Source organism: Achromobacter sp. ISS7, from assembly GCF_056523125.1.
Window position 1 is genome coordinate 6,453,970 of sequence record NZ_JAWRZD010000001.1, and the last position, 13,656, is coordinate 6,467,625.

10 protein-coding genes are annotated in these 13,656 nt (G+C 69.3%); 4 read left to right on the plus strand and 6 right to left on the minus strand.

Going from position 1 to position 13,656, the window contains the following annotated elements; genetic code table 11:
- Positions 1 to 98: 98 nt before the first annotated feature.
- Positions 99 to 1,490 carry a class II fumarate hydratase gene (gene fumC, locus AC1HFW_RS29315; RefSeq protein ID WP_006393066.1) on the plus strand — a complete coding sequence of 464 codons (1,392 nt, stop codon included), beginning with the start codon at positions 99 to 101 and terminating at the stop codon, positions 1,488 to 1,490.
- A gap of 505 nt (positions 1,491 to 1,995) precedes the next feature.
- On the opposite strand, the gene AC1HFW_RS29320 is transcribed toward fumC, so the two are convergent.
- Positions 1,996 to 2,895, minus strand: coding sequence for an AEC family transporter (locus AC1HFW_RS29320; protein WP_104021615.1), 900 nt, complete (start codon positions 2,893 to 2,895; stop codon positions 1,996 to 1,998).
- Positions 2,896 to 3,140: 245 nt separating this feature from the next.
- Between AC1HFW_RS29320 and AC1HFW_RS29325 the strand changes: the two genes are divergently transcribed.
- Positions 3,141 to 4,124 carry a tripartite tricarboxylate transporter substrate binding protein BugE gene (locus AC1HFW_RS29325; protein WP_006393068.1) on the plus strand — a complete coding sequence of 328 codons (984 nt, stop codon included), beginning with the start codon at positions 3,141 to 3,143 and terminating at the stop codon, positions 4,122 to 4,124.
- 112 nt (positions 4,125 to 4,236) lie between these two features.
- Here the strand turns inward: AC1HFW_RS29325 and AC1HFW_RS29330 are convergent, their stop codons facing one another.
- Entirely contained in the window at positions 4,237 to 5,133 is an 897-nt protein-coding gene (locus AC1HFW_RS29330) for a LysR family transcriptional regulator (protein ID WP_479286167.1), read from the minus strand.
- 127 nt (positions 5,134 to 5,260) lie between these two features.
- Between AC1HFW_RS29330 and ggt the strand changes: the two genes are divergently transcribed.
- Positions 5,261 to 7,018 (plus strand): gamma-glutamyltransferase, encoded by a 1,758-nt coding sequence (ggt, locus tag AC1HFW_RS29335; protein WP_479286169.1) that lies wholly within the window; start codon positions 5,261 to 5,263, stop codon positions 7,016 to 7,018.
- 5 nt (positions 7,019 to 7,023) lie between these two features.
- Here the strand turns inward: ggt and AC1HFW_RS29340 are convergent, their stop codons facing one another.
- The 4 genes from AC1HFW_RS29340 to AC1HFW_RS29355 form a co-directional block, all read right to left on the minus strand.
- Positions 7,024 to 8,427 carry an APC family permease gene (locus AC1HFW_RS29340; RefSeq protein WP_479286171.1) on the minus strand — a complete coding sequence of 468 codons (1,404 nt, stop codon included), beginning with the start codon at positions 8,425 to 8,427 and terminating at the stop codon, positions 7,024 to 7,026.
- A gap of 292 nt (positions 8,428 to 8,719) precedes the next feature.
- Positions 8,720 to 9,841, minus strand: coding sequence for a CaiB/BaiF CoA transferase family protein (locus AC1HFW_RS29345; RefSeq protein WP_006393072.1), 1,122 nt, complete (start codon positions 9,839 to 9,841; stop codon positions 8,720 to 8,722).
- A gap of 13 nt (positions 9,842 to 9,854) precedes the next feature.
- Complete coding sequence (locus tag AC1HFW_RS29350; RefSeq protein ID WP_479286173.1) at positions 9,855 to 10,832, minus strand: Bug family tripartite tricarboxylate transporter substrate binding protein; 978 nt, start codon at positions 10,830 to 10,832, stop codon at positions 9,855 to 9,857.
- Positions 10,833 to 10,887: 55 nt separating this feature from the next.
- Positions 10,888 to 12,597: an acyl-CoA dehydrogenase family protein gene (locus AC1HFW_RS29355; RefSeq protein WP_479286174.1), complete on the minus strand. Its 1,710-nt coding sequence runs from the start codon at positions 12,595 to 12,597 to the stop codon at positions 10,888 to 10,890.
- 141 nt (positions 12,598 to 12,738) lie between these two features.
- Between AC1HFW_RS29355 and AC1HFW_RS29360 the strand changes: the two genes are divergently transcribed.
- Positions 12,739 to 13,629 (plus strand): LysR family transcriptional regulator, encoded by an 891-nt coding sequence (locus AC1HFW_RS29360; protein ID WP_116522664.1) that lies wholly within the window; start codon positions 12,739 to 12,741, stop codon positions 13,627 to 13,629.
- Positions 13,630 to 13,656: the final 27 nt, after the last annotated feature.

A 13,656-nucleotide genomic window follows, 5' to 3' on the forward strand; every position in this document is an offset into this window, starting at 1 on the left:
TTTCTGCTAATCTTATAAGTGATTGCTATTCTCAAATAAGTCCGGCCTGGCGCCACGCCACGGGCCGCGACGGACGCCGCCACGGAGCAGTAAGCGCCATGAAGACCCGCATCGAAAAAGACACCTTTGGCCCCATCGAAGTCCCCGAGGATCACCTCTGGGGCGCGCAGACGCAGCGTTCGCTGCATTTTTTCGCGATCTCCACCGAAAAGATGCCCGAGCCGCTGGTCATCGCGATGGCGCGCCTGAAGCGCGCGGCCGCCAAGGTCAACGCCGACCTGGGCGAGCTCGATCCCAAGATCGCCGACGGCATCATTCGCGCCGCCGATGAAGTCATCGCCGGCAAGTGGCCCAACGAATTCCCGCTGTCCGTGTGGCAGACCGGCTCGGGCACGCAGAGCAACATGAACATGAACGAGGTGCTGGCCAACCGCGCCTCGGAACTCCTGGGCGGCGTGCGCGGCGAAGAACGCAAGGTGCACCCCAACGACCACGTCAACCGCGGCCAGTCGTCCAACGATACCTTCCCCACCGCCATGCACGTGGCCGCCGCCGTCCAGGTCGAGCACCACCTGCTGCCGGTCCTGAAGACCCTGCGCGCCACCTTCGCCGCCAAGAGCGCCGAGTTCTACGACATCGTCAAGATCGGCCGCACCCACCTGCAGGACGCGACCCCGCTGACGCTGGGCCAGGAACTGTCCGGCTACGTCGCCCAGCTCGACCTGGCCGAACAGCAGATCCGCGCCACGCTGCCGGGCCTGCACCAGCTCGCCATCGGCGGCACCGCCGTCGGCACCGGCCTGAACGCCCACCCGCAGTTTTCCGCCAAGGTCTCGGCCGAACTGGCCCACGCCACCGAAACCGCGTTCGTCTCCGCGCCCAACAAGTTCCAGGCCCTGGCCTCGCACGAAGCCCTGCTGTTCGCCCACGGCGCCCTCAAGTCGCTCGCCGCCGGCCTCATGAAGATCGCCAACGACGTGCGCTGGCTGTCCAGCGGCCCGCGTTCCGGCCTGGGCGAGATCAGCATCCCCGAAAACGAACCCGGCAGCTCCATCATGCCGGGCAAGGTCAACCCGACCCAGTGCGAAGCCATCACCATGCTGGCCGCGCAGGTCATGGGCAACGACGTCGCCATCAACATCGGCGGCGCCAGCGGCAATTTCGAACTGAACGTCTACAAGCCCCTGGTGATCCACAACTTCCTGCAGTCGGTGCGCCTCCTGACCGACGGCATGGCCAGCTTCGACCAACACTGCGCCGCCGGCATCGAGCCCAACCGCGAACGCATCGCCGAACTGGTCGACCGCTCCCTGATGCTGGTCACCGCCCTGAACCCCCACATCGGCTACGACAAGGCCGCCCAGATCGCCAAGAAGGCGCACAAGGAAGGCCTGTCCCTGAAGGAATCCGCCCTGGCCCTGGGCTACGTCACCGAAGCCCAATTCGCCGAATGGGTCGTCCCCGGCAGCATGACCAACGCCGGCAAGTAACCCCGACGCCGCCAAGCAAAAGCCGCCCCGAAAGGGCGGCTTTTTTTCATGCGGCTTGACCGCGCTGCCGCGCGCCGCCAATCATCGCTCCCCCCACAAGGATGTGCCCCGAAGCCGCCCCATGCCCTGATCGCCGCTATCGCCTCCACCTGCGCAAGCGCGCAGCGCACAGAGCCTCGACGCCCACAACAGCGTATGCCAGGACCGGCCGCCCGCGCGGCCGGCCCTGGCGGGCAACGCAAACCCCGTCCCTGTCCCTAGGCCTGGCAGCGCAACATTTCTCAAACCGCGCAGCCCCTCGCGGCGGCGTCGGGCGGAGCGAGCAACCTCGATGCGCCCGAGGGAATCTGAAGGGAAGGCCGAAGGCCTGGACGAAGATGACGACGGGGCAGTCCGGAGCGAACGCTCCGGACCGCAATCGTGGGCGCTCGCTCCGCCCGACGCCGCCGCGAGGGGCGACCTACGAAGAAAAAAACACCGCAAAACCGACCCAGACAGAAACCCGCTAAACGTTCCCCGTCAGCAACAACCACCCCGGAATCGTCAAAGCAGAAAACAACGTCCCCAAGGAAATGAGCACAGCCACCATCCTCCCATCTCCCCCCATCCGCATCGCCAACACATAAGCCGCCGAAGCCGTCGGCAACGCCGCGAACAGCAACAGCATCCGCGCCTCCATCGGCGCCAGCCCCAGCAACCTGGCCACGCCCAGCGCCACCAGCGGCAACGCCACCAGCTTCACCGCCAGCATCCACGCGATCAAGCCGCCATAACCCTTGCCGCCTTCCCACGACAGGCTGGCCCCCACGCAGAGAATCCCCAGCGCGATCGCCGCCGCGCCCAGCCGCGCCAGCACCGTGTCCACCGGCCCCGGCAACTGCAGCCCCGCGAGATTGCACGCCAGCCCCGCCAGCGTCGACACCACCAGCGGATTGCGCGCCAGCTCGCGCAGCAGGTTGCCGCCGTTGTGGCGCGCCAGCCCGTACACCGCCGCCACGTTCGCCATCGGCACCGCGAACCCGATGATCAGCGCCATCACCGTCTGCCCCTGCGCGCCGCCCAGGCTGGCCGATAGGGCCAGTCCGATATACGTGTTGAAGCGGAAGCCGCATTGCGCCGAGGACGCCAGTCCAAGCGAGGAGGGCTTCAGCGCGAGGCCCGCCAGCCACGACAGCGCCACGCCGGAGATGATCACCGCCGCCGTCGCCTGCAACAGTATTGCGGCATTGCCCGCGCTGATCGGCGTGCGCAGGATGGACTGGAACAGCAGTGCGGGGAACAGCACGAAGTACACCAGGCGCTCGGCGCCGGCGAAGAACTCGCGCGAGAAATTCAGTTTGTGGCGCAGCGCCCAACCCAGCGCGACCAGCATGAAATCAGGGAAAACCAGCAGTGCGACCGACATGGAGAAGGAGTGTTTTTCGAGCGCGCCGGCCGGGGATCGGCTCGCTATGCGATCGTAAGCATTTGCTGCTATTCTCCGTCATTCTGGCGGGCGCGTGTGCCACAAGCAACTCAAAACAGCACGGCTTTCTGCCCTGCATACTAAGCGATGCGCCCCCACCGTTAACTGCTTGCCTGTCTACAGACGGGTGCGCCACAAAACGGTCCGTTCACATACGGGCTCGCACACTTGGAGGAAACACACTAATGACTAAAGTTCGCTCCCTCGCGGTCGCCATCGCGCTGGCCGTCGGCACCATCGGTGCGTCGGCCGCGCATGCCGCCGACAAGTACCCCAACAAGCCGATCCGCGTCATCGTCCCGTTCGCGCCCGGCGGCTCCACCGACATCATCGCGCGCCTCGTGACGCAGCGCATGAGCCAGGAACTGGGCCAGCCGATGGTCGTTGAAAACAAGGGCGGCGCCGGTGGCGCCATTGGCGCGGCCGAAGCCGCGCGCGCCGCGCCGGACGGCTACACGCTGTCGATCGCCACCGTCTCGACGATGGCCGTCAACCCGGCGTGCCGCCCCAACGACCTGCCCTACGATCCGATCAAGGATTTCCAGGCCGTCACCAACTTCGCCAACACCGCCAACGTGGTCGCCGTGAACCCCAAGTTCCCGGCCAAGGACTTCAAGGGCTTCGTCGAGGAACTGAAGAAGAACCCCGGCAAGTACTCGTACGGCAGCTCGGGCACGTGCGGCGTGCTGCACCTGATGGGCGAATCGTTCAAGATGGCCACCGGCACCGACATCGTGCACGTGCCCTACAAGGGTTCGGGCCCGGCCGTGGCCGACGCCGTTGGCGGCCAGATCGAAATCATCTTCGACAACCTGCCGTCCTCGATGCCGCAGATCCAGGCCGGCAAGCTGAACGCCATGGCCATCGCCTGGCCTGACAACATCGCCTCGCTCAAGGGCGTGCCGAACTTCAAGGAAGCCGGCTTCCCGGTGCTGAACCAGCCGGTCTGGTACGGCCTGCTGGCGCCCAAGGGCACCCCGATGGACGTCGTCAACAAGCTGCGCGACGCCGCCGTCGTGGCCCTGAAGGACCCCAAGGTCATCAAGGCGCTGGACGACCAGGGCTCGGCTCCTTCGGGCAACACGCCGGAAGAGTTCGCCAAGGAAATCAAGGAACAGTACGACTGGGCGAAGGACGTCGTGAAGAAGCAGAACATCAAGCTGGACTGATGATCTGATGGCGCGGGCTCCGGCCCGCCGCCTGCCACGCGAAGGGCGCCCTGGGGCGCCCTTTTTCATGGTCGCCGCATCCCGGCGGCGAAGGCTGCGTGAGCCGCGCCCGCTACGCGCCCAGCGCCGCCTGGCTGGCGCCGCAGGCCGCGCGCAGCCGGTCGATCAGGTCGTGGTGCAGCGCCGACAGCGGGTCCTGGCTGCGCGCCAGCACGCTGATCGGCACGCGCAGGGCCGGCGACAGCCGCCGCAGGCGCATGTCGGGGCGCAGCATGGCCTGGGCCGTGATGGCATCGACGATGGCGTCGCCCGCGCCGGCCTGGGCCAGCGCGCAGGCCACGTAATGGGTCTGCACGCGCACGGCGGCGTGAGGGTCCAGGCCCTGCGCATCCAGCGCCATCTGAAGCAGCGCGCCGGAGGCGTCGCTGGCGTCCAGCAGGATCAATGCGTCACCGGCGATGTCGGCCAGCGCCAGCGGGCCGTCGTCGCCGCCTGGGCCGCGGCCCAGGTGCACCAGTTCGGTGTGGCCCAGCTCGATGCGCTCCAGGCCCGGCGTGTCGCGGGTGTCGAAGGTCACGGCCAGGTCGAGTTCGCGCGTCAGCATGCCGCGCACCAGCTCGGTACTGTGGTGCGTGTGGATGTCGAAGGTCAGGCCGGGCTGGGCCGCGCGGCTGTCGCGCACCACGCCCGGCAGCAGGCCCAGGCCGAGCGCCGGGGCGCACCCCAGCCGCAGGTGCGCGTGGGGCCGGTCGCGCAGGCTGGCGGCCAGCCGGCGCACGCTGTCGAGGTCCTGGTTCAGGCGCGCCACTTCGGGCGTCAGGATGTCGGCCTCGCGCGTGGCCACCAGGCGGCCCTTGACGCGCTCGAACAGCTTGAAGCCCAGCTGGGCCTCGGCGCTGGCCAGCAGCTTGCTGGCGGCGGGCTGGGTGATGTGCAGCGCCGCCGCGGCCTGGGTCAGGGAACCGGTACGGCGGATCGCTTCGAAGATCTCGATGTGGCGCAAGCGCATGGGGCAAAGGGTCGATCGGCGCAATCCCGCATTCTACGGCGCGCCGGGGGCGCTGCGACAGCGGCGCGGGTCTTGTCTATCATGGACGTCCATGCCGGCCGTCCGGCGCCATCCTGGAGTTCGTCTCATGCGCGTGCGCCGTTCCACCGCCGCTCTCCTGCTCGCCGCCGCGCTGGCGGCGGCGCCGTCCGCCTGGGCCCGCACGCCGACCGCGGCCGAGGACCTGAACCCGGAAGCCGCCAGCGGCAGCCAGGCGCGCACGCTGGTGCGCGCGCCGCACTACATGATGGTGGCGGCCAATCCGCTGGCGACCGCGGCCGGCGACGAAATGCTCAAGCGCGGCGGCAGCGTGGTGGACGCCGCCATCGCCACGCAGCTGGTGCTGAACTTGGTCGAACCGCAATCCTCGGGCATCGGCGGCGGCGCCTTCATGGTGGTGTACTCGGCCAAGGACCGCGCCATCGTCACCTACGACAGCCGCGAAACGGCGCCCGCCGCGGCCCGGCCCGACCGCTTCCTGGATGCCGATGGCAAGCCGCTGCCGTTCGCGCAGGCGGTCAACAACGGCATGGCGGTGGGCGTGCCGGGCCTGTTGCGCGGCCTGGAAATGGCGCACAAGCGGCAGGGCAAGCTGCCGTGGGCCGACCTGTTCCAGCCCGCCATCCGGCTGGCCGAGCAGGGCTTCGCGGTCTCGCCGCGCCTGCACAAGCTGCTGGCGGGCAACAAGGAATTGCCGCGCCAGCCGGCCGCCGCGGCCTATTTCTACGCGCCCGACGGCAGCGCCTGGCCGGTCGGCCACGTGCTGAAGAATCCAGCCTTCGCGGCCACCTTGCGGGCGGTGGCGCAGGGCGGCGCGGACGCCTTCTACCAGGGCGATATCGCCCGCGACATCGTGGCGGCGGTGCACGCGCACCCCAAGCCCGGCGACCTGGCGCTGGCCGACCTGGCGGGCTACCAGGCGCGCCAGCGCGACCCGGTCTGCGGCGCCTATCGCGGCTATGAGCTGTGCGGTATGGGCCCGCCCAGCAGCGGCCCGATCGCCGTGCTGCAGATGCTCGGCGAGCTGGAGCAGTACCCCATGGGCCGCTATGCGCCCGGCAGCGTCGAGGCGGTGCACTATTTCGCCGAGGCCGGCCGGCTGGCCTTCGCCGACCGCGATTTCTACGTGGCCGATCCCGACTTTGTCCGCGTGCCGGTGCGCGCGATGCTGGACCCGGCCTACCTGCGGGCGCGCGGCGCATTGATCCAGCCCGACCGCAGCATGAAGGTGGCGCTGCCCGGCGACCCCGAAGGCAAGCTGCTGTCGCTGGGGCGCGACAACGCCCTGGAGCAACCGTCCACCAGCCACCTGGTGGCGGCGGACGCGGACGGCAACGCGCTGTCGATGACCACCACCATCGAGAACGAATTCGGCAGCAAGATCTTCGTGCGCGGTTTCCTGCTGAACAACGAGATGACCGATTTCTCGTCGTCGTTCAAGGATCCGGAAGGGCGGCTGGTGGCCAATCGCGTCGAACCCGGCAAGCGCCCGCGCAGCGCGATGGCGCCGATGATCGTGCTGCGCGATGGCAAGCCCTACCTGCTGGTGGGCTCGCCGGGCGGCAGCGCCATCATCAATTACGTCGCCAAGACCATCGTGGCGGTGCTGGACTGGAAGCTCGACATCCAGGCCGCGGCGGCCCTGCCGAATATGGGCAGCCGCAACAAGGAAACCGAGCTGGAGAAGGGCACCGCGCTGGAGGCGCTGGCGCCGGCCCTGGAGCGCATGGGGCATCCGGTGAAGATCACGGACTTTCCCAGCGGCATCCATGGCATCGTGATCGACGCCGATGGCCTGCAGGGCGGGGTCGACCCGCGCCGCGAGGGGTTGGCGCAAGGCGGTTGAAGGCCTTACTCCAGCGCCGACGGATCCAGCCGCATCTTGTCCTCGCGGCTGCGCGCCAGGTAGGTCACGCCCCACATCACCACGCCGAGCAGCAGTAGCCAGCCGGCCACCTGGTACTGGATCACGTCGCGGCCGGTCAGCGGCGTCACCAGGAACAGGCAGGCGGCCGCGCCCAGCCACGGCACGATGCGGTTGATGCGGAAATGCTCGTGCTCGACCTGGTCGCGGCGCAGCACCAGCACCGCGACGTTGACGAAGGCGAACACGCCCAGCAGCAGCAGGGCGGTGGTGCCGCCCAGCGCGCGGATGGCCTCGGAGTCGGCCAGCGCCACCAGGATGATCAGGCCGAAGGCCAGCGCGGTGGTGAACAGGATGGCCGTCCACGGCGTCTGGTTGCGGCGATGCACGTGCGCCAGGAAGGCCGGCAGCACGCCCTGGCGCGACATGCCGTACAGCAGGCGGCTGGCCATCATCATGTTGATCAGCGCCGAGTTGGCCACGGCGAACATCGAGATCACCGGCATGATGTATTCCACCGGCAGGCCGGGCGCGGCGCGCTTGACCACCAGCACCAGCGGCGTGCTGCTGCTGGCCAGTTCGCCCACCGGCACCAGCGCCACCGCGCAGATCGACACCAGCACGTAGATCACCGCCGTCAGCCCCAGGCCGGTCAGCATCACCTTGGGAAAGATGCGGCTCGGGTTGTGGGTCTCCTCGGCCATGTTGACCGAGTCCTCGAAGCCGACCATGGCGAAGAACGCCAGCGCCGTGGCCGAGGTGACGGCCAGGAACACGCTCTTGTCCTCCGGCGTGTCGAAGGCGATGACGCGCGAGAAATCGGCCTGGCCTTCCGACATGGCGTAGAAGCCCAGCAGGATCACCATCAGCAGGCCCGACAGTTCGATCAGGGTCAGCACCACGTTGGCGCGCACGCTCTCGGATGCGCCGCGCAGGTTCACCAGCATCACCAGCGCCATGAAACCCAGCGCGCCAGCGGTGATCCAGGCCTTGTCGGCCTCGATGCCGAAGGCCGCGAACAGGTTGGCCGCGAAGGCCTGCGACGCGGTCGCGGCCGAGGTCAGGCCCGAGCACATCACGGTGAAGCAGACGATGAAGGTCAGGAAGTGCACGCCGAACGCCTTGTGCACGTAGAGCGCGGCGCCCGCCGCTTTCGGATACTTGGTGACCAGTTCCAGGTACGACAGCGCGGTCAGCAGCGCCACGCCGAAGGCCACCAGGAACGGCAGCCAGGCCGCGCCGCCGACTTCCTTGGCGACCTGCCCGGTCAGGGCGTAGACGCCGGTGCCGAGGATGTCGCCGACGATGAACAGCAACAACAGCTTGGGACCCATCACCCGCTTGAGCGGTGCGCTTTGCTGCGCGGCGTCCGGGGCATCGTTCGTGGCCATCGTCTTTCTCCTTGTTCTCTTTCGATTTGGGGGAGTCGCGTCAGGGCAACGCCGGGACCGGCCGTTGCTGGCGGGTCCGAGGTGACGGAGAAAAGTCTAAAACGGCCTTGCGCGGTGCGATGCAACAGTGATGCAACCAATTGTCTGCGCATGAAAACCATGCAAGCGCGTGTGGCTGGGCACGATACATGCGCGGCGCGATCGCGGCGGAGCGAATCGCCAGCAGTGCCAGGCGTCGCGAAGAGAAACGCCCGCTTCGAGGCGGGCGTGGATCGCGATCGCGCAGGGCGCGTCAGGGTTCCGTCGGCGCCAGGTCGGGCGGCAGGCGGCGCAGCGTGGCGGGCGTGCGCGACAGCTTGATCGGCGAGCCGACGCCGCGGTAGTCGCCCTGTTCCAGCACCATGCCGCGATGGCGCGTGTGCGGGTGCGCCAGCGCCTGGTCCACGGTCTGCACGGCCGCGGCCGGCACGCCGGCGCGCAGCAGGCGGTCGGCCAGCGCCGCCGCCTCGTGATGCGCGAGCAGGGCGGTCAGCTCGTCGCGCAAGGCCTGGCGGTGCGCCAGCCGGTCGGCGTTGGCGGCATAACGCGGGTCCGTGGCCAGCGCCGGCGCCTCCAGCACCTGCGCCAGCTGCGCGAACTGGCGGTTGTTGCCGACCGCCAGGAAGATCGGGCCGCTGGCCGTGGGCAGGGTCTCGTAGGGCGCGATGTTCGGATGCGCGTTGCCGCTGCGGCCCGGGGTCTTGCCGCTGTAGAAATAGTTGGGCGCGTGCGGATGCAGCAGCGACAGCGCGCAGTCGTACAGCGTGATGTCGAGGAACTGGCCCAGCCCGCTGCGCGCGCGCTCGTTCAATGCCAGCAGGATCGCCACCGCCGCGTTCAGGCCCGTCACCATGTCGACCACCGGCAGCCCCACGCGGGTGGCGTCGCCGTCGGCTTCGCCGTTCACGCTCATCAGCCCGCACATGGCCTGCGCGCAGGCGTCGTAGCCGGGCAGGCCGCCCAGCGGGCCGTCGGCGCCGAAGCCGCTGACGCGGCAGTGGATCAGTTTCGGGAAGCGTTCGCTCAGGGTGTCGTAGCCCAGGCCCCACTTCTCCAGCGTGCCGGGCTTGAAGTTCTCGACCAGCACGTCGGCGTCGGCCAGCAGGTGGCGCAGCAGCTCCTGGCCCGCCGCCTGCGACAGGTCCAGCGTCATGCCGCGCTTGTTGCGGTTGACGCCGACGAAGTACGACGCCGTATCGCCCAGGAACGGCGGGCCCCAGCCGCGCGTCTCGTCGCCGCCGGGCGGCTCGATCTTGAGCACGTCGGCGCCGTGGTCGGCCAGGATCTGGGTGCAGTACGGACCGCCCAGCACGCGCGACAGGTCGATCACTTTGCAGCCGGCGAGGGCGCCGGCGTCGGGGAGCTTGGGAGCCATGAAGCCTCTGCGGTCAGTCGATGGAAACGTTGGCGCTCTTGATGAGCGTGCGCCACTTGGGCACTTCGGTCGTGATGAAGGAAGACAGCCCCTGCGGCGTCTGGTCCTGGGCGCGCACGATGCCCTGGTTGTGCAGGGTCTGTTCGATCGCGGGATCGGACAGCGCGGCCTGGAATGCCTGGTTCAGCTTGGCCACGGTCTCGGGCGGCGTGGCCTTGGGCGCGACGATGCCGAAGAACACGCTGACGTCGTAGCCCGGCAGGCCCTGTTCGGACAGCGTCGGCAGGTCGGGCAGCGCGTCCGAGCGCTGCGCGCTGGCCAGGCCGATGGCGCGCAGCTTGCCGGCCTTGATGTACGGCAGCGCCGTCAGGATGTCGGTGAACGACATCGACACCTGGCCGCCCAGCAGGTCGTTGAGCGCAGGGCCGGTGCCCTTGTACGGGATGTGCATGATGCGGGTGCCGGCCATCTGGTTGAACAGGATGCCGGCCAGGTGCGACGACGCGCCGTTGCCGGACGAGGCGTAGCTGAGTTTGTCCGGATTCTTCTTGGCGTAGGCGATCAGCTCCTGCGCGTTGTTGGCCGGCACCGACGGGTTCACCACCAGGATGTTGGGCAGGTGGCCGATGCGGATGATGGGCGCGAAGCTGGTCTCGGGGTTGTAGCCCTGGTTCTTGTACAGGCTGACGTTGATGGCCAGCGGCCCCGAGGTGCCGAACAGGACGGTGTAGCCGTCCGGCTTGGCGGCGGCCACGTATTCGGAGCCGATGTTGCCGCCGGCGCCGGCGCGATTCTCGACGATGACGGTCTGGCCCAGCGGCTGCTTGAGCTTTTCGGCCAGGCGGCGCGCCAGCGCGTCGGTCGGGCCGCCGGGGGGGAACGGCACCACCAGCGTGACGGGGCGCGACGGATAGGCGTCGGCCGCCAGCGCGGGCGGCACGGCGGCGATGGCGGCGAGCGCCAGCAGCAAGGGGGTGAACAGGCGTTTCATGGTTGTCTCCAGTGGGGGCGCGCCGGCTGTGCCGCCGGCGTCGTGATGCGCCAGGCTACAGCGCGTGTTGCAGGATGCCGCGGCTGGCGGCGCTTTCGTCGGGGGGAATCGCGTAGGGATCGCGTGGCGCCAGGCGATGCCGCAGCACCTGGTCGGCCAGCAGGGCGCGGCTGGCCAGGCCGTCGCCGGCCGCCTCCCAGCGCAGCGCTGCCATCGACACCGCGTGGTACAGCAGCGACGCGGCCTGGCGCGCCAGTTCGGCGTGGTCGCCCTGCGCGGCGTGTTCGGCCAGCGCATAGGTCCGTTCCAGCGCATCGGCCTGGGTGGCGGCGAGCGCGGGCACGCAGGGCAGGCCTTCGGCCAGCAACTGGTCGATATGGCGGCGCAGCGCGGGCAGCGAACCTTCCTTCTTGATGGCGCGCAGCACGTCCAGCGCCACGATGTTGCTGGTGCCTTCCCAGATCGAGCCCAGGTGCGCGTCGCGCACCAGGCGCGGCTCGGTCCATTCCTCGATGTAGCCGCAGCCGCCGCGCACTTCCATGGCGTCGCCGGTGACCTTGCGCGCATCGCGGCAGGCGCGGAACTTGATCAGCGGCGTCAGGATGCGCGCCAGCGCGGGGTCGCCCTGGCCCTGGTCGGCGTCGGCCAGCGCGCGGGCGGTCTGGAACATGACGCTGCGGGCCTGCTCGGCCCACACGGTCATCTTCACCAGCTGGCGCTGCATCAGCGGCATGTCGATCAGGCGCTTGCCGAACGCGCGGCGGTGCTGCGAGACGTAGGTGGCCTCGGTGACGGCGCGGCGCATCAGGCCGGCCGCGCGCATGCCGTTGGACAGGCGCGAGTTGTTGATCATGTCGGCCATGTGCTTGAAGCCCTTGCCGCGCTCGCCCACCAGCCAGGCCACCGCGCCTTCCAGGCGGATCTCGCCGCTGGCCATGGAGCGGGTGCCGAGCTTGTCCTTGAGGCGCAGGATGCGGTAGTGGTTGTGCGTGCCGTCGGCCAGGTCGCGCGGCAGCAGGAACAGCGACACGCCCTTCAGGCCGGGCTCGCTTTCGCTGCGCGCCAGCACCATGGCGAAGCCGGCGTCGGGGTTGGAGCAGAACCACTTGTCGCCGTGGATGCGCCAGCTGCCGTCGTCCTGGCGCTCGGCCGTGACCTCGGTGGCGCTGACGTCCGAGCCGGCGCCCTGTTCGGTCATGAACATGGCGCCCTGGCGCAGCGCGTCGAAATCCTGGCTGGTGACCTGCGGCAGCACCCGTTCGACCAGCGCCGGGTCGCCGAACTTGCGCAGCGTGCGCGCCAGCGAATCGGTCATGCTGACCGGGCAGCACAGGCCGAACTCGGCCTGCACGAACAGGTGGCTGAGCGCGTACTTGGCGGCGGCCGGCATCGGCTCGGGCCAGCCCAGCACGCCGCCGCGATGCGACAGCGCCGCCAGGCCGAATTCGCTGTAGGCCAGGCGTTCCAGTTCGACATAGGCCGGATGCTTGTCGATGCGCGACTCATCGGCGCCGGCGCGGCTGCGCACCGACAGGGTGGGCGGATGCTTGTCGGCGGTGGCCGCCAGTTCGTCCATCAGGCCTCCCGCCAGTTCGCCCAGGCGGTCCAGATGCGGCAGCAGGTGCGCGTGCAGCGCCGGCGGCAGGTAGCGCCGGGCCAGCGGCGCGGCGTAGGGATCGGCGCGGAACAGGTTCAGGCCGCGCGCGTCGGGGATGGGTGTGGCGGTGGCGCTGGGGGTGGCGGGGGACTGGGCGGGGGTATCCATGGCGGCATCCTGCGCAAAAAGGGAGTTTCCGGCATGGTGCGATGATGGATTAATCTATACAAATACCGTTTTGGTGTAGACCTATCCAATAAAAATATGGATCTCGGGCGCCGCCGCCAGGCCCGCCCAGGGAGGAGACCGATGGACCTGGATCCGCGCCTGCTGCGCTATTTCATCGCCGTGGCCGAAGAGCGCCACTTCAGCCGCGCCGCCGCGCGCCTGCACATTTCCCAGCCGCCCCTGAGCTACGCCATCCGCCAGCTCGAGGACAACGTCGGCGCGCGCCTGCTGGCGCGCACCAGCCGCCATGTCGAGCTGACCGCCGCCGGCCAGGTGCTGTACCGCGAGGCCCTGACGCTGCTGCGCCAGGCCGAGGACGTGCGCATGCTGGTGCAGCGGGTCGACGCCGGCCTGCGCGGCCGCCTGCGCATCGGCTTCGTGGGCTCGATGCTGTATCGCGGCCTGCCGGCGCTGCTGGCGTCGATGCGGGCGGAGCTGCCGGACGTGGAACACGTGCTGACCGAGCTGAATTCGCACGACCAGATCGAGGCGGTGCGGCGCGGCGAGCAGGACCTGGGCTTCATCCACGCCAACCCGGTGCCGGCCGGCGTGGCCGCGCGCGACCTGCTGGCCGAGCCGTTCGTGGTGTGCCTGCCGCAGAGCCATCCGCTGGCCGGACGGCCGTCGCTGGCATTGGCGGAGCTGGCCGCCGACGACTTCGTGTTCTTCGCCCGCGCCGCCTCGCCCAGCTATTACGAGACCGTGCTGTCGCTGTGCGTGGGGGCGGGCTTCATGCCCGTGATCCGCCACGAGGTGCGCCACTGGCTGAGCGTGGCCTCGCTGGTGTCGCAGGGACTGGGCGTGTCGATCGTGCCGTCCTGCCTGTCGCGCAGCGGCCTGGCGGGCACGCGCTTCATCGCCTTCGAGCACCAGGCGCGCTCGGTCAGCCAGGTGATCTGGCCGGACGAGGACCGTTCGCCGTTGCAGGAGAAGGCGCTGGCGCTGGTCGAGCGCCAGTTTCCCGCGGCTTGAGCGGGCGTCCGGGTATTGCCACCTGGA